Genomic DNA, 23,743 nt, shown 5'->3' on the forward strand with positions numbered 1-23,743 from the left:
AGGCTCCGGCCTCTTTTTTTGTCGCAGCGTGCAGGAGGCTGATCGAGGTGGAATTTCGGAACTGCTGGGCCAAGATAAATCTGTCTTTGCGAGTTGTGGGCAGGCTGCAATCCGGTTATCATGACCTGTGCTCCGTCTTTTTCAAAATCGGGCCGGTTGATTGCTTGACAATTAATGAGGACGTAGAGGATAATGTAAGGGTAATTTTTAGCCGGACAAAGTCAGGCATCCAGGGACGCAATATTCTTTTGAAAGCGCTGGACAGGATCCGCGCTGCGGGCATCGCCGTACCGCCGCTGGACATGCGCCTCGAGAAAAGAGTACCGCCGGGAACGGGGCTGGGCGGCGGCAGCGGCGACGCCGCCGCGCTTTTGGATTATCTGGCGTCGGCGGGGTATCCCGTGGGACGATTCGCTGCGGAGATCGGCGCCGACGTTCCGTTTCTGCTCAGCCGGGTTTCTGCGGCGCTTGCGCGGGGGGCGGGGGAAAAACTCTCGCCGCTGCAGGCCTCCCCAGCCCAATGGCGAGTCGTCGTCGCCATACCGACGTGGCGTTGTGTGACGGCCGATATGTTTGCCAGACTGGACGAATATTTTCATGACGAATGGAAAAGCACGAGCGAGCGGGCGTGCTCGGAAGCGCGTCAAGTTTTTGACCGGCTTGTGCGCGGAGAGTTCTGCGGCCTGCTGCCGAACGATTTTTCCGATCTGCTTTTAAGGGAACGCGGCGAATATCGAGCGCTTTTTGCCGATTTTTATCGGAGCGGGGCCATCGCCTGGGGAATCAGCGGCAGCGGCAGCTCTGCCTTTGCCTTGTGGAATAAGAACGACTTTCGCGGTTTCAGCACTGCGTTGCCCTGGGTGGAGGACGTGCTTGTTTTTTGAATCGATCGAAAAAGAAAAGGTGTGACACGACATGAAAGGTCAGCGTACGGAACGGCTTATTCGTATAACTTCCAAATTTCTTTCTTCCCCGTCATGTCAGATTTCACTGACCGGTCTGGCCGATGAGTTCGGGGTTTCGAAGACCGTGATCAGCGATGATGTGTCCATGGTGAACGATGCCCTGACGCAAGAGGGATACGGCCATCTGGTCGTAGACCGTGGCCGCACCGGAGGAGCTTTTCTCGTCCCCGCATTGTCCCCGGAACGGCGCGAAGAGTTTTTGAAGAACGTCGCGAAAATCCTTTCCGCCCCCAGCCGTTTGCTGCCGGGAGGGTTGATTTATTATGCGGATATCCTCTTCAATCCCGTCTATACGGATATCTTGGGATTGGCTTTCGCTTCGGATTTTAAAGGGCTTCATCCCACTTTGATCATGACCTCGGAGGTAAAAGGAATCCCCCTTGGGCTGGCGACGGCCCGGGCTTTGGGCGTGCCTCTGGCGGTGTGCCGTTTTCGAAACCGCGCCAGCGATGGGCCGGCCGTCTGCGTGCATTATCCGACGCAGAGCGGCGAAGTCCGCTCGATGTACATGGGAACGAAAATCCTTTCGCCCGACGACAAGGTGCTTCTGATCGACGATTTCATGCACGGCGGCAGCACTGCGGCCGGAATGGCTCAGGTCGTGCGTGAATTCCGCGCGGAATTGGTCGGGATGGGCGTGTTTATCGTCGTGGACGAGCCGGAGGAAAAAGCCGTCAGCGAATATAAAGCTTTATTGAAGCTCTCTTTGCATGGCGAGGAGCGCGTTTCGCTCTTTTGATGCGCATGGAATGACGGGTTGACTCATGTCGTGGCGCTGGTTATAATTGTGCGTCGTGGGAAGGGGACTGGCTCATGTTTGTGACCCTAGATACGGAGAAATGTATTGGCTGCGGCGTCTGCGTACAAATCGCGCCGGACGTTTTCTCTCTTGACGAAGCGCGCGGCGTGGCGAAAGTCATTCGCCAGGAAGGCAATGCAGCGGTGGAGCAGGCTGTGAAAAGCTGTCCGGTCTCGTGTATTGCGGTTGAATAACGTCGTTCGTCGTCTGGTTGCATGATCTGAGAGGGCCCATAGCTCAAGGGCAGAGCTGCCGGCTCATAACCGGGAGGTTCCAGGTTCGAACCCTGGTGGGCCCACCATTTGTCTGTTACGTGATTGAATTTTTTGCGAAACCTCGCTTGCGGCGAGGTTTTTTTGTTATACTGTGTGTGTCGCTTTGCGGCTCTTCCTCGAAACGCCGCAAGGTTTGAGCTTTTATAAAGGAACACCTTTGTCGAAAATACAAAGCTGCCGTGTACGGCAGCGTTCCAGGGAGGCTGAAGGCATTGAATAAGTTGAAGGGGAAGATCGGCGAGGCACTCAAGTCAGTTACGCCTATTTCTCTCTTGGTCGTTGTGCTGAGCGCATTGATCGTCCCCATGCCTGCGGAGATACTGATGCTTTTTCTTGTCGGCGCGGTGCTTTTGATCGTGGGGATGGGGCTTTTCTCTCTCGGCGCGGACATGGCCATGATGCCGATGGGGGAGGGCGTCGGAAAGCAGATCACTCTGCTGCGCAAACTTTCCTTTGCCGTGCCCGTCTGTTTTTTGCTTGGTCTGATCACGACGATCGCCGAGCCGGATCTGCAGGTATTGGCCGGGCAGGTGCTGGCGGTTTCGGATTTTATGCTGATCATCACGGTTGCCGGCGGCGTCGGCGTTTTTCTTGTCATCGCGATGCTTCGCCCTCTATTGAAGATCGAGCTTGCTCACGTTTTGTTGTTTCTGTATGGAGTGGTTTTTCTTCTCGCGTACTTTACGCCGCAGTCTTTTATTCCCGTCGCTTTCGACGCCGGCGGCGTCACGACGGGACCGATCACCGTCCCGTTTATCATCTCTCTCGGCGTCGGCATGGCGTCGATGCGCCACGATGAATCGTCTCAGGAGGACAGTTTCGGTCTCGTTTCCCTCTGCAGCGTCGGCCCCATCTTGACGGTGATGCTCCTGGGAATGATCTACGATCCCCAGACGGCGGCCGTATCTCAAACGATTGCCTCGATGGACAAGATGACCTCGATCGACATTGCCGAAAGCTTCTTTGTAAGAATCCCCGCTTATTTGAAAGAAGTCTCGCTCGCCTTGACGCCCGTGGTCGCTTTTTTTGTCGTTTTCCAAGGGATCTTTGCCCTTTTCCGCCGCGGCTCTCTTGTCCGCATCGTCGTGGGGGTTGTCTATACGTTTCTCGGGCTCGTGCTTTTTCTTACCGGCGTCAACGTCGGCTTCATGCCGGCCGGGCACTTTATCGGCAAGTCGCTGGCCATGTCCGAGTACAGATGGCTGCTGCTGCCTCTCGGATTGATTATCGGTTATTATGTGGTTGACGCGGAGCCGGCCGTCCACGTTTTGAACAAGCAGGTCGAAGAGATTACCGGCGGCACCATTTCGCAACGGGCCATGCATGTCAGCTTGGCCTGCGGCGTGGCCTGTTCCGTTGCGTTTGCGATGCTGCGCGCGATTACGGGACTGTCCATTTACTGGATCATCATTCCGGGTTACGCGCTGGCGCTTGTTCTGACCTTTTTCGTCCCTCCCATTTTTACCGGAATCGCCTTCGACTCCGGCGGCGTTGCCAGCGGCCCCATGACGGCGACGTTTCTTCTGCCTTTGGCCATGGGCGCGTGCGAGGGCGCGGGCGGTTCCATCCTGACGGACGCGTTTGGCGTCGTCGCCATGGTGGCGATGACGCCGCTCATCTCGATCCAAATTCTCGGCGTGCTCTATAACATGCGCCTGAGGGCCGCTGCCAAACAGCCGCCGGTCAGTAAGGTTTACGACAACTTCGTTATTATCGAGTACACTCCGGAGGAGCTTGCGTATAATGACTGAGAAATTGCCCGTAATGGAACTCATGGTCACGATTGTCGACCGGACCAAAGCGCTTCAGGCCACAAATTTCTTCAAAGGGAAAAACGTTTCCCTGACGCTTTCCTGCTGGGGGAGAGGAACGGCGAGCACCGAGATTTTGGACATCCTGGGCATTGGCGAAAAGGAAAAAGTCGTGGTGTTCAGCCTGACCCCGCGTTCCTGGATTCCCGCTCTCATCACCCAGATCTCGGACGCCATGCAGCTTCGCAACGCCGGGCGGGGGATCCTTTTTACCGTACCGCTTTCATCCGTGAACCAGGGAATACCGCGTCGTTACCTGTCAGCCATTCGTGAGAAAAAAAACGAGGAGCGCGTCATGTATAAGACTAACGAAAACAAATACGAATTGATCATTGTCAGCACGGAAGATGGTTTCGTCGATTCGATCATGAAATCCGCCCGGAGCGCCGGCGCGCGCGGGGGGACCGTGATGAGGGCCCGCGCTGTCGGCGACGAAAATACGGAAAGTTTTTTCGGGTTGAAGCTGTATGATGAAATGGAAATCCTGGCAATACTGGTTCAACGCGAAGAAAAATTGAAGATCATGTCCGCCGTCAGCAAAACTCTGGCGGAGAAATCCCCGGAAATGGGCACGATCTTTTCGGTGCCGGTCGACGATGTTGTAGGAGTCGGCGCGGTCCTGGAGAGTCCCGACCCGGCGTAGCAACGAGAGATCTGAATTCGATCGTTGGCGGATCGCGCGTGAGGCGCGCGGATAATGGACGGGCATATTAAAACTTTTGCGCGATCCGTCATGTCGATTTTTATGTATTAATATGCTATACTAAAGCCGCGCGGGCCGCTTGCCCAGAAAAATAAAAAAATCCGCAAGACGGTTCGTCTTGCGGATATGCCGGTCTCGATGGTGGGCGATACAGGGTTCGAACCTGTGACCTCTTCCGTGTGAAGGAAGCGCTCTTCCACTGAGCTAATCGCCCTTTTTGTTTGCAACGTATGAGATTATAAATGCTCGGTGCGATTTTTGCAACCCCCAAAAGGGAGAAGTTGCTTGTATACGGCGTTTTGCTTTTGTGGTAAGATTTGAAAGAGTTAGATGGATAAAATGCGCTGTATGCAGTCGAATGGATACCTCATCGTGTGGGAGAGTGGCCAAAATGATCGATATGTCCTATTTAACGGGCGGAAAAATTTATTGGGACGATTGGCGTTTTGAGCCATGGCAAAGCGGCAGCGCGTCGGGGGTTTATCGTCGGGTCGATTTCATAAAAGCGGGATTGCTTGGCGAGGTTGGCCGTTATAAAGCGGATGATTACATCATCTGGAAATATGAGGATGGGGACGTCGAGCATCTGTTCAAAAATGTCAGGCACCAAAAAGGCTTAATGCTTCAACGCTATATTTTCGTCCGCCCAGAAGGGAATACCACTTCAAGGAGCAAATCTTTTCGGATGGGATTCAGCGGCTTTGTCGAGGTCTATCAGTATACGCCTCTGGGAGATTCATTGAAAAGGCTGACCGATCTTACCCAGCTCATCGATGCGGCCCACAAATATGCCTTGGCTCATAAGGGGGAGTCGTCGGTATAAAGCGCAAGCGTGGCAAGATTTCATGGGGTGAGTGCCGGTGGGGAAGCAGGTCCTCCCGGTTCACGATAGAAAAACGCCCAAGACGGAAGGGCGCAAAAAATTATATGGAGGTGTGTTTTATATGCTGTTTCCAATGATGTTTGGTATTTCTGCTGTCATATTTATCATCGGCTACATCGTTTATGGGCGCTTTATGGCGAATGTGTACGGCCTTTCCGACACGAACGAGACTCCTGCTGTCAAGTTCGAAGATGGGATCGACTACTGTCCTGCCCATCCGGCCGTCTTGCTGGGGCACCACTTTGCTTCGATTGCCGGCGCTGGCCCCATTACGGGGCCCATCGCCGCAGCCATGAAGTTTGGCTGGCTGCCCACGATTTTGTGGTGCGTCATCGGTTCCACCTTCCTCGGCGGACCGCATGACATGGGCGCGCTGGTCGCCTCTCTTCGCCATGACGGCCAGTCGATCGGCGCGGTTGTCGAAAAATGGATCGGCAAAACGGGAAAATTCCTTTTCCTGAGTTTTACCATCCTCACGCTGATCCTCGTCGTCGCCGTCTTCCTGGTCATGTCCGCCGGCACGTTTGCGGCTGATCCTGTCGTCGCCTTTGTCAGCACTCTCTATATTGTCCTGGCGATCATCGCCGGCTTCATGATCTATCGCTGGCACGTTCCTCTCTGGGTCGTCACGATCGTCATGCTCGCCTTGATCGTCGGCGGTTGCGTCAAGGTCAACGCCGAGACGGCCCCCTGGCTGATCAACACCGTTTTTGCCCATGACATCAACTTCTGGAACGCGTTCCTCGGCGTTTATATTTTCTTCGCTTCCATTCTGCCGGTGTGGATGCTCCTTCAGCCCCGCGATTATCTTGCCTCATACTTCCTGTATTTTGCCGTGATCGTTGGCGCGTACGGCATGTTCGCCGGCAGCGCGCTCGATTCGAAAACCGTTTCCGTGGTGGCTGCCAACGTCCGCTACTTTGGCTTCTCTTCCAGCGCCATGTGGCCTGCCATGTTCGTCCTGGTTGCCTGCGGCGCCATTTCCGGCTTCCATAGCCTCGTCGGCAGCGGCACGACGTCCAAGCAGCTTCGCAAGGAGAAGGACGCCGTTCTTGTCGGCTATGGCGCGATGCTGATCGAAGGCCTGGTGGCCGTCATCTCCATCGGCACGCTGATGGTGATCGGCCTCGAGGGCGCAAAGGGACTTTCTCCCGTGCAGATTTTCTCGTTGGGTTTTGGCAAGTTCTCGACGCTCGTTGGACTTGACGCCACGTTCGGTGCCCGTCTGGGCGCCATCGCCATCAATAGCTTCCTGCTGACCTCTCTTGATACGGCGACCCGTCTGGCCCGCTATCAGGTCCAGGAGATCACCGGCGGCAAAGTCAGTATGTATCCTGCGACGATTTTCGTTATCGTCCTCGCTCTTTGCCTGGTCTACACCAAGACTCACGATGTGAGCGGCAAGGTGATCGCGGCATGGCTGGCGATCTGGCCCATTTTCGGCGCCGCCAACCAAATGGTCGCCGCTTTGAGCCTTCTGAGCATCGCCGCCTGGGTCAAACTGGGCCTCAAAAAGAAGCATACTTTCGTGTATGCTCCCTTCTGGTTCATGCTTGTAACGACGGTCTTCTCGCTGATCATCGAGGTGAAGGAACGGTTCGCGGTTGCCCAGCCCAACTATCTGCTTTCCAGCTTGGCGGTTATCCTCATCGTTCTGGGGATCGCCATGTCCATCGCTGGAATCAGGACGATGCATTCCAGCGAAAAGCAAAGCGCCTGAGACGACTGAAACTGAAATGGACAAAAAATCTTCCTCTCCGGAGGAAGATTTTTTTTTGTGAACGAAAAGATCCCGTTTCATGCGAATTCTTGATAGAAAGTCTTGGCGTAGTTTGCTTGGCGCAGCAAAAGAGTTCATCCTTGTTTTCGTTAAACAGGGCACAAGTTCTTCGCCCTTTTCGGCACGCGAAAAGGGCGTGAGATCCTGTGTTGCGTGATTTTTGTAACACCACCGTGTGTAGCGCGGCGTTTTTCAATCGGGGCTTTTATTTTTCGATATGCGTTATCTACTTGCCTGCTCCTCGCGAAATGGTGAGTTTAAGAAAGGGGCCATCGTTTTTACAATGTTAATTATTGCATTTGACAAAGAGTTGTAATTTTGATATTATTCAAACACAACACGGTATTTTTTTGGTATACTGAAAAAATACTACCGGGATTTTATGATGTTCTAGCGCGTAAATGGAAAGTGAAAAGCCGTTCTTTTTAAGAAGATTTTACGTTATGCTGCAACGTTAAAGGGAGGGGAAATATTGTCTGCTACGAAAAGGGACATTGCGTACAAAAGAATCAAAGAAATGATTCTTCAGGGAGATTTAACGTCGGAATTCACCCCTTCAGAGAAAAGTCTAGGTGATGAGCTCGGCATGAGCCGAACCCCTGTACGTGAAGCTCTTCAGCGGCTGGTCATGGAGGGATTCATGAAGGGGTGTTCGCATAAAGGTTCTATGGTCAACGAAATCTCGATAGCCGAAGCTGTGGAGATCGTGGAGTTGCGCATGGCTGTGGAGGAGTTTGTCATTCAGAATCTCAGTCTTCCTCTGAGCGACGAACAATGCGCGAAGCTGCAGGCGATGGTCGATTCTCAGGAGGAGCTCGCAGCCGCCGGCAATTCGTCGGCTTTCCTTGAGAGCGACGTGGAATTTCACGACTATCTGGCAAGTCTTTACGGCAATCAGCTGCTGAGAGACACTCTCAAAAGCGCTCGTGAGCGCTTTCTCGCCCCCGGCGGAGTCATTTTGCGCAACAAACCTCAGATGCTGGAGGCGCTGGAAGGGCACGTGAAAATACTTGGTGCCCTGCGAAAGGGGGACTCGGAAGAGGCCAAGCGGCAGATGCACGCCCACATGGTTTTTGCGAAACACGTGCTGATTTCTTGATGGAGCGTGAGAAGACAGAGGTTCAAGGGAGTTACTTCACCTCACGATGGAGTCCACTTCACCGAGAGGAGTCAAAAAATCGTTAGGGAGGTTGTTTGGATGAGTGCACTTGCCATTCATAAGGAACCGACGGTTCCTGTGGGGAAGTACAGCAAAAAACTCTTGACGGAGCTCTACGGAAAGATGGTAACCATCCGGCTTTTTGAACAGACGGTCGAATCTCATTTCCTCGCGGGTGAGATCCCTGGGTTCGTGCACCTCTACATCGGCGAAGAAGCCATTGCTGCTGGTATTATGGCGAATCTAACCAATCGCGATTACATCGAAAGTACCCATCGCGGCCATGGCCATACAATCGCCAAAGGAGCCGATCTAAAACGCATGATGGCCGAAATCTTTGGCAAAGCCACGGGCTACTGCAAAGGCAAGGGTGGTTCTATGCACATCGCGGATTTTAGCATCGGCATGCTCGGGGCTAACGGCATTGTGGGCGGCGGCTACACTTTAGCAGTTGGCGCTGGATTAGCCACAAAACTTTCTGGCGAAGACAAGGTTTCCGTTGTGTTTTTCGGCGATGGCGCTTCCAATCGCGGCACTTTTCACGAGGCTCTGAACATGGCGGCCATCTGGCAGCTGCCAGTGTTATTCGTTTGTGAAATGAACCAGTGGGCTTCCACGACTCCTTACAGAACCACCACATCCGTAGAAAACATTGCCGATCGTTGCCAGGGATACTCCATTCCCGGCTATGTTGTGGACGGAAACGATGTTTTAGCTGTGTATGAGGCCGCGAAGGACATTGTCGCTGATATCCGCGCGGGGACAGGTCCCGCCCTCTTGGAGTGCAAGACGTATCGAATCAAGGGACACTTCGTGGGTGACCCCGAGAAATACCGCACAAAAGAGGAAGTTCAGCACGAATTCGAGACCAACAACCCGATCACCCGTTTTGAGGAAAAAGTTCTGAAGGCCGGGGCCTTGACTCAAGCTGATCTCGATGCCGTTTATAAGCAGGCAGAACAAGAAATTGCCGAGGCACTGAAGTTCGCCAAGGAAAGTCCGGAACCCGCGCCTGAAGCGATCTATGAGGATCTCTACGTATAAGGAGGCTCGTCAGCTATGAAGACCATCACTTTTTCTCAGGCAACTCAAGAGGCCATGATCGAAGAGATGGAGCGTGACCCCTCCGTATTCGTCATGGGAGAGGACATCGCCCGTCAGGGAGGCATTTTCGGCCAATTCAAGGAACTCCCGGGACGCTTCGGCACTGATAGAGTCCGTGACACGCCGATCAGTGAAACGGCGATCGTCGGTGCTGCCGTCGGGGCTGCTCTTGCGGGTATGCGTCCCGTTGCCGATATGCATTTTGCCGATTTTATGCTCGTCTGCGGCGATGAGGTGTTCAACCAAATGGCTAAAGTTCATTACATGTTCGGAGCGCAAAAGACTGTTCCCATGGTCCTCCGCGCTCCTGATGGATTGATCAGCCAGGCTGCCGCACAGCATTCTCAAATGGTTGAGGGGATTTTTGCACATATTCCTGGATTGAAGATTGTTTCCCCCTCCAATCCCGCCGATGCGAAAGGTCTCTTGAAATCTGCGATTCGTGATGACAACCCCGTTATATACTTTGAGCACAAAGCCCTGTTCAGCACCAAAGGCGAAGTCCCGGAAGACAGCGATTTTTACGTTCCCATCGGCAAGGGAAGAATTGACAAGGCCGGTACGGACGTGACAGTGGTTTCCTGGTCTCACTGTTTGCACACTACGTGCCAGGAAGTCGTTAAACTGGCAGAAAAGGAAGGTATCAGCGTTGAGCTGATCGATCTTCGTACGATCGTTCCCTGGGATAAGGAAATGGTTCTTGAGTCCGTTGCGAAGACTAGTCGCCTCTGTATTGTCCATGAGGCTGTGAAGCATGGCGGTTTTGGCGGTGAAATCGCCGCTACCGTTGCTGAAGAAGCCATCGGAATGCTTGATGCGCCGATCCTTCGTTTCGGAGCTCCCTTTACTCCGGTTCCCTTCGCTCGTACGCTGGAGCAGGCCTACCGACTTTCGCCGGAGAAGATCATGGCTGGCATCAGGAAAATGTTCTAGTGTTTCTTTTGTGAATCTTAGGAACATGACGTGAAAGTTATTTTTATTATGATCGTTGAGATTCTTAAGTAAATAGATGTTGTGTTGCGAGTATTACGAGGCGTTTTGAAGCTCTTTTGAGAGCTTAATTCATGCTCAAAATAATGTGAGGAGGGTATTTTATGAAAAAGTTTGCAGTAGTGTTGTTGGCACTCCTGGCTGTTGGCATTACCGTTCCTGCTATGGCAGCCTACAAAAGCGAGTACAAACTTGATATCGTTCCCAGCATTACCACCGCCTGGGGGCAGGGAGCTCAATACTTTGCAGATCTGGTTCGTACCAGAACGGACGGGCGCGTCAACATTAAGGTCTATCCCAACGCTCAATTGACTACCGGCAAGCAGACCAATGCCTTTATGATGATCCGCAACGGGGCTATCGACTTTGCCTGTCAGTCCTCGATCAACTGGTCGCCTCAGGTGGTGGAGCTGAATCTTTTCGCTATGCCCTTCTTCGTGGCGGAGCAGCCCGATCGCTATGCCGCGATGGATGCCATCACAGGCGGCAAGAGCGGCGCCATGATCAAGACTGCCGTGGAGCTCAAGGGCGTTAAAGTTCTCGCTTACGGCGAAAACGGATTCCGCGAGTTGACCAACTCGAAAAGGGAGATCCACACCCCGGAGGATTTCAAAGGGTTGAAGCTCCGCGTCGTTGGCTCCAAACTGTTCCTCGACACCTACAAAGCTATGGGAGCCAATCCCATCGCCATGAACTGGTCCGATACGATGACTGCCCTGCAGCAGGGCGTCGTCGACGGCCAGGAGAACCCAATCAACACCTTCTACCCCGTAAAAGTCTACGAGTACAACAAGTACATGCTAGACTGGCACTGTGTAATCGATCCCACATTGTTCTCGGTGAACCCTGGCGTCTGGAAGTCCTTCACTAAGGAAGATCAGGCAATCATCGAGGAAGCGGCCAAGGAAGCCGCGAAATTCCAGATTGCCCTTGCCCGGATTGGCCTTGACGACGGCTGGGCCTATGATTACCTTGCCAAGATGAACAAGTTGCCCGAAGTTACCGACTGGTATAAAGAACTCGCCAAGGTCGGAATGGTCGTCACCAAGCTGACTCCGGAGCAGACCGCCGCCTTCGCCGCTCTGGCAAAACCGGTTCGCGACGAGTGGTACAGTAAGTTCCCTCAGATCATGGATCAGGCAGTCGCAGATATGGCCGCCGTCGCCAAGAAGTAGTTCTCTCGGTATTTCATACAGAAAGGGGAGCGCGCAAAAGCGCTCCCCACTTAACTGAGCGTTTTCTCGACAGCGCAACTTTTCTGTTCCGGTACACTTTCAACGTGAAAGGAGCAGCGTTATGTTGAAAAAATTCTTCGCTCACTTTGAAGAGATCGTGGGCGCGGTTGTCCTTTTTATAATGGTTTCGATTACCTTCGTAAACGTGATAACTCGCTATGTTATTGTATATCCGCTTTCGTTCACCGAGGAAGTGACGGTTAACCTTTTTGTGTGGCTCGTGATGGCGGGGACATCCTTGGCCTTCCGCCAGAATGCGAATCTAGCCATGACCTTTGTGTATAATCATCTACCAAAGAAAGTTCGCAAGATTTGTTTCTGCTTTTCTTGCTTTCTGACGGTGGTCTTCCTCGGTCTGCTGACGTGGCTCGGAACCTCTCAGGTGATAGATGAGATTGAACTCGGATCTGTCACGGAATCGCTCGCTATCCCATCGGCCGTGTATTCTGCTGCGGTCCCCTTCTTTTCTGTAATTATTTTGATTAGATTTTCGCAGGCTGCGCGTGATTTCGTCGCGCAGGGCAGATATTGAGAAAGGGGCGATTCTTATGAGCGAATTCTTTTCGGATTCGGCGCTCTGGACTGTCATCCTTTTCTTCATCCCTCTGCTTCTCGGCGTGCCTATCGCCATTTCCCTGGGCATGACGGCCATCGTCGTCGCCATTGGTTGGGATATGGGTTACCAGATGCTTTCCTACAGCTACTTTTCAGGCATTGCCAAGTTCCCTCTGCTCGCAATCCCTTTCTTCGTCATGGCTGGCGTCATTATGGAGAAGGTGGGGATCGCGGAACGCCTGATCGCCCTGATTAAGCAGCTTGTGGGCGACATGCCCGGCGGACTTGCAGTGGCGACCGTTCTCGTCGCCGCTTTTTGGGGGGCCGTTTCGGGGTCGGGGCCTGCTACGGTGGCCGCCCTGGGACTTATCCTTATCCCCGGCATGGTCGACGCTGGATACGATAAACCCTTTGCGACGGCCGTGGTGTCGGTCGCGGCAGGGCTCGCCATCATCATCCCTCCGAGTATTTGCTTCATCGTCTACGGGGATATCATGGAACAGTCCATCGGCACGCTGTTTGCTGCCGGCGTGTTCCCCGGGCTGGTGGTTGCCGGATGTCTGTGCGTTCTCGTTTATCTCGTATCGGTAAAACGCGGCTACCGCGGCGCGCCCCGGGGGGCTTCCAGGGAGGTGTGGAAGGCCTTCGTGGATGCCTTATGGGGACTTATTACTCCTGTGATTATCCTCGGCGGAGTGTACGGTGGAATTTTCACTCCGACCGAAGCCGCAGCTGTGGCCGTATTCTACGGCCTGTTTGTCGGCATGGTGGTCTACCGCACCATGTCGTGGAAGATGTTCTACGATATTCTCGTCGACACGGTAGTGTCGACCGCCGTAGTCATGCTCGTGGTCACCTGCGCCGGGCTTTACGGCTGGATTGGAGCTACTATCGGCCTGATCGATAAAATTGCGGCGGTCCTGTTGTCTGTTTCTGATAGCCCCGTCATTATCCTGCTCATGATCAATGTGATCTTGCTTTTTGCGGGCATGCTTCTCGATGCTATTTCGATCTGCTACATCTTTCTGCCTATTCTGATGCCCATTATCGCTCATTTTCAGTGGGATCCCATCTGGTTCGGCGTCATGATGACCGTCAACTTGGCAATCGGGCAGGTCACGCCTCCTGTAGCGGTCAATCTCTATGTTGGGGCTCGCATCAGCAACCTGTCGATTGAAGATATAGTTCCAGACGTTCTTCCTCAACTTTTTGCCGCTCTGATTGCGCTGTTGCTGATCACGCTGTTTCCCTCGATTACGACGGCTCTTCCTCATTGGATGGGTATGCTGTAGGTTTCTTCGGCCTTCTCCTATTCGTTCGGATGGGAGAGTTGCAGCGTTGCTTTGGCTGCGTGGATGGAGAAGGCAGGAGCAAACTTTTCTGGACACTTGGTCGGCGAGCCGGAGTGTTTGAACAGGAGGCATCTTGGCATCGGATTCTTTATTATAGGGAAAGAGGGAATTGATTCATGGCAACTTCTATTACAATGCCCAAACTCGGTCTGACGATGACTGAAGGAACGATTTCGAAATGGTTGAAGAAAGAAGGAGATTCAGTTGCGACGGGAGACTCCCTGTTCGTCGTTTCTACCGACAAGCTGACCTACGAGTATCGGGCGGAGGTAAACGGAACGCTGCTGAAAATCGTCGTGCCCGAAGAGGGAACAGTTACCGTCGGCGGCGAAGTGGGCATTGTAGGAGGCGTCGGCGAATCGGTCGAGGCCGCTCCCGCGGCGAAGGTCGTTTCCGTCAAAGTCCCGGAAGCCAGCGTGACGTTACCCTTAGCGGCGGTATCGCCGCTAAGGGAGAGCTCTGTTAACGTTTCGCCCAAGGCCCGCGCCTTTGCGAAAGCCCGTGGTATCGATCTTTCACTGATCGTGGGACACGGCGAGCCTCCCATGGTTCACCTCTCGGACGCCAGGGCCTATGCGGATGCCCGTACCGTCAATGCGACGCCTAAAGCGCGGAGTCTGGCCAAAGAGAGAAAGGTGGATCTTTCCGCTGTCGCTGGTCACGGAGAGCCGCCTATGATCCATGTGGCCGACGTGGAAGCATGGCTTGCCGCGAATAAGGTCAAGTCATCGCCGCTCGCCGCGAAGATGGCTGCGGAGCTTGGCGTGGACATGGCTGATTTGGGGCTCGGCCGTCGTCGCGTCATGAGCGGCGATGTCATGAAAGCCGCTGGGATCGTTCCCGCAGCTTCTGCCACCAAAGTCTCAGAGGCTGTGAAACCCTGTGAGAACGACGCGGACGCAAGACCCATGACGAAAATGCGTCAGATTATCTCGGAGCGCATGACCGAGAGCGTCACTGCGATTCCCGCGGTCAATTACCAGACCGACGTGGACTGCACTGCTCTCAAGGCGATGCGCAATGCGTTGAAGAACGACGGCGCCAAGGTCTCCTTTAATGACATTATCATGAAGGCCTGCGCTCGAATTCTTATGGAGATGCCCATGTGCAACTGCTCGACCGACATGGAGCGCAAGTGTTATGTCATGCATGGCTTCGTCAATATTGGCCTTGCTGTGGCGGTGGACGGCGGCTTGGTCGTTCCCAACGTCAAGAACGTGCAGACCAAGGGACTGGCAGAAATTTCAGGCGAGAGCGCGGCGCTTGTGGAAAAGGCCCGCAGCGGCAGTTTGATGCCCGACGACATGTCCGGTGGCACCTTTACGATTTCCAGCCTGGGCATGTTCGGCATCAAGCACTTTACGCCCATCATCAACCCGCCTGAATCCTGCATTCTCGGTGTAACTATGATCGAAGAGCGTGCTGTGGTCCGGGATGGACAGATCGCGATCCGCCCAATGAGTACCTTCTGCCTGACCGCCGATCACCGTTCTGTGGACGGCGCCGACGCGGCGAAGTTCTTGCAGAGGCTGAAGGAGCTCCTGGAAAATCCTTACCTGATGCTGCTCTGAAGAAGAAGGGCTCTGGCGAGAGAACGTTCGGTTCCTCCTCTTGTATTTTAGATATTGCGAAAGAAGGATAAAGATCAATGGCTCAATCCATCACCATGCCTAAGCTTGGCCTGACGATGACCGAAGGCACCATTTCAAAATGGAACAAGGCTGAAGGCGACGCTGTTGCCGTCGGCGAAGTTCTTTTCGTCGTGTCCACCGATAAGCTGACCTATGAATATCAGTCGGAGGTCTCCGGGGTGCTTCTTAAAATTGAGGTGCCCGAGAACTGCAGCATTGCGGTGGGTGGGGAAGTTGCGCTTGTCGGCGAGGCCGGCGAGGTCGTCTCTTCGAGGTCTGCGCCGCCGCGGACTTCAGACGGGAAAGAGACGTCCGTGGCCCCGGCCGCGGTCTCCTCTGCAGCGTCTTCCGCCGGCAAGAAAAAAGTCGTCGTCATCGGCGGGGGCCCCGGCGGTTATGTCTGCGCCATCCGTTTGGCGCAGCTTGGGGCCGACGTCACACTCGTGGAGAGGGAGAGAGTGGGCGGCACTTGTCTCAACGTGGGGTGCATTCCCACCAAGGCTCTCGTCAAATCGGCCGAACTCTACGGCGAGATGAAACACGGGGCGGATTTCGGCGTCCTGTGCAGCGGCCTTCGCGTGGATTGGGCTGCCGTTCAGAATCGAAAAAACGCGGTCGTCGAGCAGCTTGTAGATGGGGTGTCAGGGCTTCTGACCGCCAATAAAGTTGCCGTCGTCTCCGGCGAAGCTCATTTTCTCTCTTCCTCCGCCGTCGAAGTGTCGGGCAGGACCATCCAGGCCGATGCCTTTGTGATTGCCGCCGGCTCGGCTCCCGTGATTCCTGCAATTCCGGGAATCGAGTCTGAGGGCATCGTGACGAGTACCGAAGCCCTTTCCTTCGCGAAACTGCCTGAAAAGCTCCTTATCGTGGGCGGAGGCGTGATCGGCATGGAGTTTGCCTGCTTGTACGCGACTCTGGGCGTGGATGTGACCGTCGTCGAGATGATGCCGGCAATTCTTCCCCCTGCCGACGAGGAAATGGGAGTCATCGTCCGCAAGCGCATGGAAGCCCTTGGGGTGAAAATCCATACGAGCTGTAAGGTGACTGGTTTTGACTCCATTTCGAGCGGCGTGATGACCCATGTGCTCGATTCTCTGGGCAGAGAGCTGCAGTTCAGCTCCGACAAGGTTCTTCTTTCCATCGGCAGGCGCGCCGACACGGCAGCTCTGAACCTTGATGCCGCGGGAGTGAAGGCCGAGCGCGGCCGCATCGCCGTTAATAAAAAGATGGAAACTTCCGTCAGGAACATTTACGCCATCGGCGACTGCTGCTCGCCCATCATGCTGGCGCATGTGGCTTCCGCGGAGGGGGAGGTCGCGGCGGAAAATATCATGGGGGCCTCCTGTGATATGGACTATAAGACCGTCCCATCCTGCGTCTATACTCTTCCTGAAATGGCCTGGGTGGGCATGACCGAGAAGGCTGCTGTTGAAACGGGACGCAAGATCAAAGTCGGGAGGTTCCCCCTGATAGGGAACGGCAAAAGTCTGATCATGAACGAAACCGATGGCATGGTCAAGATCATCGCCGATGAGAAATATGGCGAAATCCTCGGCGTTCACATCGTCGGCCCCCATGCTACGGATCTGATCGTCGAAGGTGCCCTGGCGCTCAGACTTGAGGCGACTGCGGACGAGATCATTTCTACCGTTCACGCCCATCCCACGGTGGGCGAAGCGCTCGCCGAAGCGACGCTGGATCTGCAGGGCAGAGCCATACACTTGCCGCCACAGGCATAGACAATTTGAGGATGCATTCAGCAAGAGAGGGTGATTCGTGCGACGACCATCCTCTCTTGTCTTAATTGATGCAGCGCTTCCCATAAGATGGATTCACGCTGTTTCTTACTGGAAGACGACAAACGAATTGTCTCGCCCCCGAGGGAGTCCACTCGCTCGGACGTGCTCGACCGCTGTGGAGTCTGCGTAACTCGCTTAGTGGCTTGACCTTGGCCTTTCCTCGGAGAATTTCTGTTGTGAATGAGTGTGAATGGCTTAGAGGCTGAACTTGGCAGCTTACGGAGTCTCTGTGTTTTTTACGAGGAATCACGGACTGCGGACGACGCTTAAAGACAGGGGCAGGTAGGACGATGAATTTCACCTATGTATTGAACGACAATCACGATCCCCGGCGCAATCTGGCCTTGGAGGAAAGCCTTTTTCTAAAGGCGCAGAGCGACAAGGAAGGTTTTCTGATGCTCTGGAGCAACGATCCCACGGTGGTGGTGGGGCGTTTTCAAAATACGGCCGAAGAGGTGAACCGGAAATTCACCCAGGAACGGAATGTCTTCGTGGTGCGCCGTATTACGGGCGGCGGAGCCGTTTACCACGACAGGGGAAATCTGAATTACACAGTCATTCTTCCCACCGAAGACGCGGCTACGCTGGACATCCATTCTTTCTCGATACCTTTGCTTGGTTATCTTGCGTCGCTGGGAGTCAGGGCAGAGCGTACGGGCCGAAATGACGTGACCCTCGAAGGACGCAAATTCTCCGGCGTGGCGCAGCATTCAGGCGGCGGCGTGGTGCTCCATCACGGCACGATCCTCTTTGATTCTCGGCTGGAGGACGTCGTGGACTCCTTGAGAGTGGATCCTGAAAAATTTCAGTCCAAGGGCTTGAAATCCGTACGCAGCCGCGTGACGAACCTTTTGCCCTGTCTGAAAAACCCCGTTGCCATGGAAGAATTTCAGTCAGGCTTTGCCGACGAGCTGATTTCCTTTTATCGGGCTGAAACGGTCAGAACGCCTTCGAACGACGAAGCAGAGAAAGCGGAAGAGCTTTTCGCTCAAAAATACTCCCGTTGGGACTGGAACTGGGGGGCTTCTCCGGAGTTCGATTTTACGGACAAGCGGCGTTTTCCCGGCGGAACCGTGCAGTTCTGTCTGTCGGTGATGGACGGCGTCGTGGAGAACTGCCGTTTTTACGGCGACTTTTTCAGCTATCTTGGCACGGAAAAAGTGGAGCTGCTTTTACAAGGGCGTCCCTATCCTTTTGAGGGGCTTGAGAAGATTCTACCCGACGAACTCCTCAAAGGCAGCTTTATCGGCGTTGCCCCCTCTCAGCTTCGGGCTTTTCTCTCTGAATGACCTGGCGAGACGGCAGCGGCGAAAGTCAGACCAGTTTTTTCAGCTCCTCGGCCATCAGATGGGCCATCATTTTATGTCCCTGGGCGGTCAGATGGAGGCCGTCGAGGTAGAATGAAGTTCTCCGAGGATCTGGCATTTGCGCGAACAGCCCCCAGAAATCCACGAAGGGCACCCGAAAAACTTCGGCGTAACGGCGCAGCCATGCGACATATTGGCGCAGGATCTCTGCGGCTGAACGGAAATCCGTCAGAAGAGACCAGTCGTCCCGTACCAAGCTGGGCTCGAAAGGAACAGGAAAGCCGATTACGGGGATGATCGCGAGGGATAATGCCTGCTGGACCAACGACCCCATATTGCACCGCGCCGTGCTGTCGCTTCCCGTCAGGAAAATGTCGTTGCAGCCTCCCATAAGAACAGCGACGTTCGGTTTGAGCCGGGGAACGTCGACGCAAAACCTCGCAAGCATGCCCGACGTGGCGTCGCCGTTGACCCCTCCGTTGATCATCTCATGACCGGTCGCCGCGCCGACAAGGGCAGGCCAGGCTTCGCGGCGGGAAACTCCGAAGCCGTAGGTCGTGCTGTCTCCAAGACAATATACGCGCATCTTCTATCCGCTCCTTTGTAATAAATTGATGCCGTTGTTCGTAGCGGCGAGCCCGCCATTCAATCCATAGGTGAGGAAGTGTGCTCTCTGAATGTCTTCCTGCTTTGCGCCCTGTTGTTTTCAACTCCTTTTCCTGAAGTCGGTTTTATTGTACTCTTCATGGCATAGAAAAGAAAAGAAGGGAATACGATGAGTCTGTCTCGAAACTCGCAAAAAAGCGAGAGGCGAGACAGGCTCTTTTATTTGTTTCGCGGTTCTCTTTGGGCTTTCTTTGCGTTGATTTTTTCGTGAGAAATTGTCATGTTGAAGAAAACTGTAAAACTGTTTCAGCGCCCATAAACGTGGTATGATTTAGCGTGGAGTGTTTCTTTCAAAGAGTTTTTTCTCCTTGTCTGTGATTGATGCCGGTTCTTTGAGAGGACGGATTGACGGCGAGCCGACGACATGCCGGGAGAATCCAGTCGCTCAAGCGTGCTCGTTTGCTGCATGGTCTGGAGAGCGCGCTTTGCGGCTGCGATTCACTCTTTTGGTCAAGATCAGGATGAATTCCCTGTATAAGTTTTCACGTGGCTTTCTAAATAATGGAGGAATGACGATGATAGTGACTGTAACGTTGAACCCTTCGGTGGATGAAGAGTATTTGCTTGACGAGATCGTTTTGGGCAGCTGGTCCCGGGCGAATGCTACCCTCAGGATGCCGGGAGGGCGAGGCGTCAACGTGGCTCTGATGCTGACGCAACTGGGGTACAGTGCCGTGGCAATGGGGTTCCTGGCCGGCTTCAACGGTGAATACATTCGCGACGCGCTGCGCCGGGCAAATGTGACGACGAATTTTGTGCATATTCAGGGAGAGACGCGTACGAATGTTTATCTTTCCCTGAAAAATCCCGACGAGGGAACGAGTATTTACGAAAAAGGCCCCCGGGTTGACGATGAGGCGCGCAAAAGGTTTCTCATGAATTACAAGCGCATGATCAACAGAGCGTCGGCGGTCGTCATCGGCGGCTCCCTCCCGGCGGGAATGCCGAAAGAAACCTATAAGGAACTTTCGCTGATGGCCAAGGAAGCCGGCTTGCCGGTGTATATCGACGCCTATGGTTCCCCGTTTCTGATGGCTCTGGAGACGCAGCCCCGCATGGCGAAAGTTCCCGATACGCAGATCGAGCATCTGGCGGGCAGGCCGGTGGACTCTCTTGAGGCTTACGTGGCGGCCGCGCATAAAGTCCACGAGATGGGGATCCCCTGGGGCGTGGTCTCGTATCAGGTTTACGGCGATGTCTTCGCCACTTCCCATGGGACTTATCTCGCGAAGATGACACGGGACAAAAGCCAAGCCTTTTTGTTTACAGCGCGGGACGCTCTCGTCACCGGGATGGTGATTGCGGATGCCGAAGGGATGGGCACGGAAGATTCGATTCGCTTTGCCATGGCGTGCGCGATCGAGAGCTCTACCCATGTGGACAAAAACATCAAAGGGCGTGCGTCGATAGAGCCGTATATTGATAAAGTTACGCTGGAAAAGCTGGATTAATACTCGCCTCCAATGAAAAAATCTGCGCGCCGTAAAGCCTCGAAGCGAAGCCCATCCTCTCGGGCGGCGCTCTGGAGAGGCGCGGTATCGAGACCGTTAAAGAGAAAAGAGGGATGATCCGTGTTCAGTCCCGGAAAAAAACAGCGTTTCTGCATATCCGTTTTTCTGCTGTTCGGCGTGCTTGTCTGCGGCTGTACGGAGCCGGCCTCTGCGCGCAGGAAGAAAGAGTCGGGGATCGAAGCTTCCGTGAAGCGGGAAGTTGCGATTGGCGCGAGGGTCGCCGAAGAAATTGCCAAAAACATGGAATTTGTTGAAGATCCTCTTGTGACTGCTCGCGTGAGAGGCATTTTTAATCGTTTGACGCCTTGGGTGAAACGCCCGCTTCCATATAATGTCCATGTCGTGAAAGAAAAATCGCCGAACGCGTTCTGTATCCCCGGCGGCAACATCTATGTCACAACCGGTCTGATAGATTTCGTCAGGTCCGATGCAGAGCTCGCTTTTGTCATGGCCCACGAGTTGAGTCACGCCGACGGGAAACACGGAATCATCCAGATGGAACGGAACCAGAAGCTTTCGCTTGCGGCTCTGGCGATCGCCGTCGCTTCGCGGGGAGCGGGCGCCGCGATGGTCCTTTCCAACGTAGCGGCCGTTGCCGTTTCGAATGCTTACAGCCGGGACCTTGAACAGGAAGCTGACCTCGGCGCGGTGACCATCGCCGAAAATGCGGGATATGAACTGTCCGCCGGCGTCACGGTCATGGAAAGTCTTGCTGCGGAAGAGCTGAAGCAGCCATGGGTTGATCCCGGCGTTTATCGCGACCATCCCAAAATATCGGAACGCATCCATTACATCGCCAGCGCTGTCGAAAGCAGAGGGCATAAAATTCAGCGCAAAGACGTCCTCAAACTGCTGATTCCTCGGCTCGGCGAGGAGGGAGGCCGGCTTTTGCTGAGAGTTGACGATACGGTGATCGTGCAGGCCCCGGCCTCTTCCGAATCCAGACAGATCTTTGAGGGAGCGCGGATGGTTCTGCAGCGCGCTCTGCAAATAGAAACTCCCGTGTACGATATTCGCGTCGACGAGGCCGGCGGCCGTCCATCGGCGGTCTATATCGGAGTGAGCTGCGTTTTACGGGAGCCCTTGCCCAAAGGAGCAGATTCTTTGGGGCACGTTCGTTTACAGCTTGTAAAAGCTTTGACGGAAGCGAGAAAGAAGCATCCGATGGCGAATTACAACCTGTAAGGCGAATGGGGAGCGAACGTAGAGATGTCTTATAAAGTACTTATATAACGTGCCCCATTCTGGAGGTAGAAAAGTGTATATATCCCTCTACAGGCGGTACAGACCGCAAAAGTTCTCCGACGTCGTCGGCCAGTCCGCGGCAATTGGCGTGATCACACGTGCTATTGAAAGCGGCGCGATAGGTCATGCCTATCTTTTTTCCGGCCCGAGAGGCTGTGGAAAGACCACCGTTGCGCGTCTCTTTGCAAAAGCGGTAAACTGCCCGTCCAAAACGGGAGCCGAACCTTGCAATGAATGTGAAACGTGCCGGGCCATCCGCGAGGGAAGTTGTCTTGACGTCATTGAGATAGACGGCGCTTCCAACAACAGCGTCGACGAGATTCGCAATCTCAAAGAACACGTCGCTCTGGCGTCGTTCACCTGTCCGTATAAAGTTTACATCATCGACGAAGTCCACATGCTGTCGATCAGCGCGTTCAACGCGCTTTTGAAAACGCTCGAAGAGCCCCCTGAACGCGTGATATTCGTTCTGGCAACGACCGCTCCCCACAAAGTGCCCGTGACAATTCGCTCGCGCTGCCAGCATATTCCGTTCCACGGCATGACTTTGGAGCAGATCGTCAATCGTTTGAAGCAGGTCTCGGAAGCGGAGCGTATCGATGCCCGGGATGAAGCGCTGTGGGAGATCGCCCGCAATTCGGAAGGCGGCATGCGCGATGCGCTGTCCCTGATGGAACAGGCGATCGCTTTGGGCGCCGGCAGCGTGACGCGGGAGACGGTGGATAAGCTTTTGGGGGGCGGCAGTTCGTCTTCGATTCGTCAATGGCTGTCCGGCAGTCATGCAACGCCGGAGAATTCGCTCCCCATTTTGGAAGGTCTCTTTCGTTCGGGCGCGGAGCCCGAACGTTTCCTGTCGGTGCTGTTTGCGTGCGTGCGGAATCTATGGCTGCAAAAGCGCTGGGGAGAGAAGATCCTGCGCGCACTGGCGCTTTCGGAAGAAGAGCGTCAATGGCTGGCGCAGGAGAAAGATTTTCTGTCTTTGCCGCACCTTGAAGAATTAATGGCGCGGATTGCTTCTCTCTTGCCTCAGGTCCGACGCGGACTTTCGATCGATGTGCTGTGCGGGCTGTTGGTCAGCTGGACTCTGAAGAGCGCCGTTTCTGAAGTGTCGTTGCCGGACGTAGAGACGGCCGCGTCGGCGACCAATGTCTCTCCTGAGGGACGCGCGGCGCGGATTCGAAGCGGCGCGCGCGATACGGGTGCGCCCGCGTCCGCTCCGGTACGGAGCCGTCTACCGGAGAGCGCGCCTTCGGCAGCGCAGAAGGCGCAAACCGCTCCTGAAACGGAAATGCCGCCTCGCGAACAAGCTGCCCGCGCTGAGAGCGGCGCTTCCCCTTCTGCGGCGGAAGTTCCTTCTGCGGAGACCGTCGGCAGTTTGGCTCCTCTTCACAGCGATGTGAAAGACGCTCTTCTTTCTGCCTTGGGAAAGCAGCCCAACGTCGCGGTGCCCTTATGCCTTGCGGATATCGTTTATGATCGGGAGAGGCAGGAATTGGGCATCCTGTTGAACGAAGACGACGTTCAGGCATACGAGACGCTGAACAGCGAGCGCATGGCCAAAGCGGCTCAGTCGGTCCTGCACCTGAACGATCTGGAGATTCAGTCCATAAAACTCCAATGTGGAAGCCGCGTTGAGCGTTTTGATCATCTCGACGCGGAACGTGCTCCCGAGAACACGCCTCTGCAGCTGGCGCTCGCGGAGGATCAGCCCGGGAAGGACTCGCCGTATGCGGGTTTTCTGCGCCGTGACGCGGAAGCGGCCGCTCCGGAGCGTCTTGAGAAAAGAAACGCTCGTGCCGATAAAAACGCAACCGCTACTCCTTCAAAAAACAGCTCGCTCGCAGATTATCTGCGGGGAACCTTCATGGAAGGGGATCTGTTGTATTGCCGCCCCCACGAAAGTACTGACGACGCCCCCGACGAGAATGATTCCTGAGATGCAGAGAGCCGGACGTTTGAACTTGTTTGTATGA

The 23,743-nt window shown here is 54.5% G+C and carries 20 protein-coding genes and 2 tRNA genes; 20 read left to right on the forward strand and 2 right to left on the reverse strand.

The annotated features are described in order from the left end of the window. Positions 1-248 precede the first annotated feature (248 nt). The 6 genes from HMPREF7215_RS06295 (at position 249) to HMPREF7215_RS06320 (ending at position 4,493) form a co-directional block, all read left to right on the forward strand. Entirely contained in the window at positions 249-884 is a 636-nt protein-coding gene (locus tag HMPREF7215_RS06295; protein ID WP_050768878.1) for a GHMP family kinase ATP-binding protein, read from the forward strand. A gap of 31 nt (positions 885-915) precedes the next feature. Then, complete coding sequence (locus HMPREF7215_RS06300; RefSeq protein ID WP_009164896.1) at positions 916-1,704, forward strand: phosphoribosyltransferase family protein; 789 nt, start codon at positions 916-918, stop codon at positions 1,702-1,704. A 74-nt stretch (positions 1,705-1,778) separates the two neighbouring features. Next, positions 1,779-1,958, forward strand: coding sequence for a ferredoxin (locus HMPREF7215_RS06305; RefSeq protein WP_009164897.1), 180 nt, complete (start codon positions 1,779-1,781; stop codon positions 1,956-1,958). Positions 1,959-1,990: 32 nt separating this feature from the next. Then, a tRNA-Ile gene (locus HMPREF7215_RS06310) sits at positions 1,991-2,065 on the forward strand. 186 nt (positions 2,066-2,251) lie between these two features. Continuing rightward, complete coding sequence (locus tag HMPREF7215_RS06315; protein ID WP_040550716.1) at positions 2,252-3,790, forward strand: DUF1538 domain-containing protein; 1,539 nt, start codon at positions 2,252-2,254, stop codon at positions 3,788-3,790. Beyond that, positions 3,783-4,493 (forward strand): P-II family nitrogen regulator, encoded by a 711-nt coding sequence (locus HMPREF7215_RS06320; RefSeq protein WP_009164899.1) that lies wholly within the window; start codon positions 3,783-3,785, stop codon positions 4,491-4,493. Before HMPREF7215_RS06315 ends, HMPREF7215_RS06320 begins: the two co-directional genes overlap by 8 nt. Positions 4,494-4,692: 199 nt before the next feature. Here the strand turns inward: HMPREF7215_RS06320 and HMPREF7215_RS06325 are convergent. Next, a tRNA-Val gene (locus tag HMPREF7215_RS06325) sits at positions 4,693-4,767 on the reverse strand. A gap of 177 nt (positions 4,768-4,944) precedes the next feature. Here HMPREF7215_RS06325 and HMPREF7215_RS06330 point away from each other — a divergent pair. The 11 genes from HMPREF7215_RS06330 to HMPREF7215_RS06380 all read left to right on the forward strand — a co-directional run bounded on the left by HMPREF7215_RS06330 (position 4,945) and on the right by HMPREF7215_RS06380 (position 18,330). Continuing rightward, positions 4,945-5,376 carry a hypothetical protein gene (locus HMPREF7215_RS06330; RefSeq protein WP_009164900.1) on the forward strand — a complete coding sequence of 144 codons (432 nt, stop codon included), beginning with the start codon at positions 4,945-4,947 and terminating at the stop codon, positions 5,374-5,376. Between the two features lie 121 nt (positions 5,377-5,497). Further along, a complete protein-coding gene (locus HMPREF7215_RS06335; protein ID WP_009164901.1) occupies positions 5,498-7,156 on the forward strand; it encodes a carbon starvation CstA family protein in 1,659 nt (552 codons plus the stop codon). 532 nt (positions 7,157-7,688) lie between these two features. Next, positions 7,689-8,315, forward strand: coding sequence for a GntR family transcriptional regulator (locus HMPREF7215_RS06340; protein WP_009164902.1), 627 nt, complete (start codon positions 7,689-7,691; stop codon positions 8,313-8,315). 99 nt (positions 8,316-8,414) lie between these two features. Further along, entirely contained in the window at positions 8,415-9,419 is a 1,005-nt protein-coding gene (locus tag HMPREF7215_RS06345) for a thiamine pyrophosphate-dependent dehydrogenase E1 component subunit alpha (protein WP_009164903.1), read from the forward strand. A 15-nt stretch (positions 9,420-9,434) separates the two neighbouring features. After that, positions 9,435-10,412, forward strand: a complete 978-nt coding sequence (locus HMPREF7215_RS06350) for an alpha-ketoacid dehydrogenase subunit beta (protein WP_009164905.1) — start codon at positions 9,435-9,437, stop codon at positions 10,410-10,412. A 161-nt stretch (positions 10,413-10,573) separates the two neighbouring features. After that, positions 10,574-11,644: a DctP family TRAP transporter solute-binding subunit gene (locus HMPREF7215_RS06355; protein ID WP_009164906.1), complete on the forward strand. Its 1,071-nt coding sequence runs from the start codon at positions 10,574-10,576 to the stop codon at positions 11,642-11,644. Between the two features lie 121 nt (positions 11,645-11,765). Further along, positions 11,766-12,236: a TRAP transporter small permease gene (locus HMPREF7215_RS06360; RefSeq protein ID WP_009164907.1), complete on the forward strand. Its 471-nt coding sequence runs from the start codon at positions 11,766-11,768 to the stop codon at positions 12,234-12,236. A gap of 16 nt (positions 12,237-12,252) precedes the next feature. Beyond that, positions 12,253-13,551, forward strand: a complete 1,299-nt coding sequence (locus HMPREF7215_RS06365; RefSeq protein WP_009164908.1) for a TRAP transporter large permease — start codon at positions 12,253-12,255, stop codon at positions 13,549-13,551. Between the two features lie 176 nt (positions 13,552-13,727). Further along, positions 13,728-15,182, forward strand: a complete 1,455-nt coding sequence (locus HMPREF7215_RS06370) for a 2-oxo acid dehydrogenase subunit E2 (protein WP_009164909.1) — start codon at positions 13,728-13,730, stop codon at positions 15,180-15,182. Between the two features lie 77 nt (positions 15,183-15,259). Continuing rightward, complete coding sequence (gene lpdA, locus HMPREF7215_RS06375) at positions 15,260-16,981, forward strand: dihydrolipoyl dehydrogenase (RefSeq protein ID WP_009164910.1); 1,722 nt, start codon at positions 15,260-15,262, stop codon at positions 16,979-16,981. A gap of 350 nt (positions 16,982-17,331) precedes the next feature. Further along, a complete protein-coding gene (locus HMPREF7215_RS06380; RefSeq protein WP_009164911.1) occupies positions 17,332-18,330 on the forward strand; it encodes a lipoate--protein ligase in 999 nt (332 codons plus the stop codon). A 25-nt stretch (positions 18,331-18,355) separates the two neighbouring features. Here the strand turns inward: HMPREF7215_RS06380 and HMPREF7215_RS06385 are convergent, their stop codons facing one another. Further along, positions 18,356-18,934: a GDSL-type esterase/lipase family protein gene (locus HMPREF7215_RS06385; RefSeq protein WP_009164912.1), complete on the reverse strand. Its 579-nt coding sequence runs from the start codon at positions 18,932-18,934 to the stop codon at positions 18,356-18,358. Between the two features lie 394 nt (positions 18,935-19,328). On the opposite strand from HMPREF7215_RS06385, the gene HMPREF7215_RS06390 reads away from it, so the two are divergent. The 3 genes from HMPREF7215_RS06390 to dnaX all read left to right on the forward strand — a co-directional run bounded on the left by HMPREF7215_RS06390 (position 19,329) and on the right by dnaX (position 23,706). Continuing rightward, positions 19,329-20,465 (forward strand): 1-phosphofructokinase family hexose kinase, encoded by a 1,137-nt coding sequence (locus HMPREF7215_RS06390; RefSeq protein WP_232205536.1) that lies wholly within the window; start codon positions 19,329-19,331, stop codon positions 20,463-20,465. Positions 20,466-20,765: 300 nt separating this feature from the next. Then, positions 20,766-21,710, forward strand: coding sequence for a M48 family metallopeptidase (locus tag HMPREF7215_RS06395; protein ID WP_156797460.1), 945 nt, complete (start codon positions 20,766-20,768; stop codon positions 21,708-21,710). Between the two features lie 73 nt (positions 21,711-21,783). Next, a complete protein-coding gene (gene dnaX, locus HMPREF7215_RS12420) occupies positions 21,784-23,706 on the forward strand; it encodes a DNA polymerase III subunit gamma/tau (protein WP_009164915.1) in 1,923 nt (640 codons plus the stop codon). Positions 23,707-23,743 lie beyond the last annotated feature (37 nt).

Source organism: Pyramidobacter piscolens W5455 (genome assembly GCF_000177335.1).
Classification (GTDB): domain Bacteria; phylum Synergistota; class Synergistia; order Synergistales; family Dethiosulfovibrionaceae; genus Pyramidobacter; species Pyramidobacter piscolens.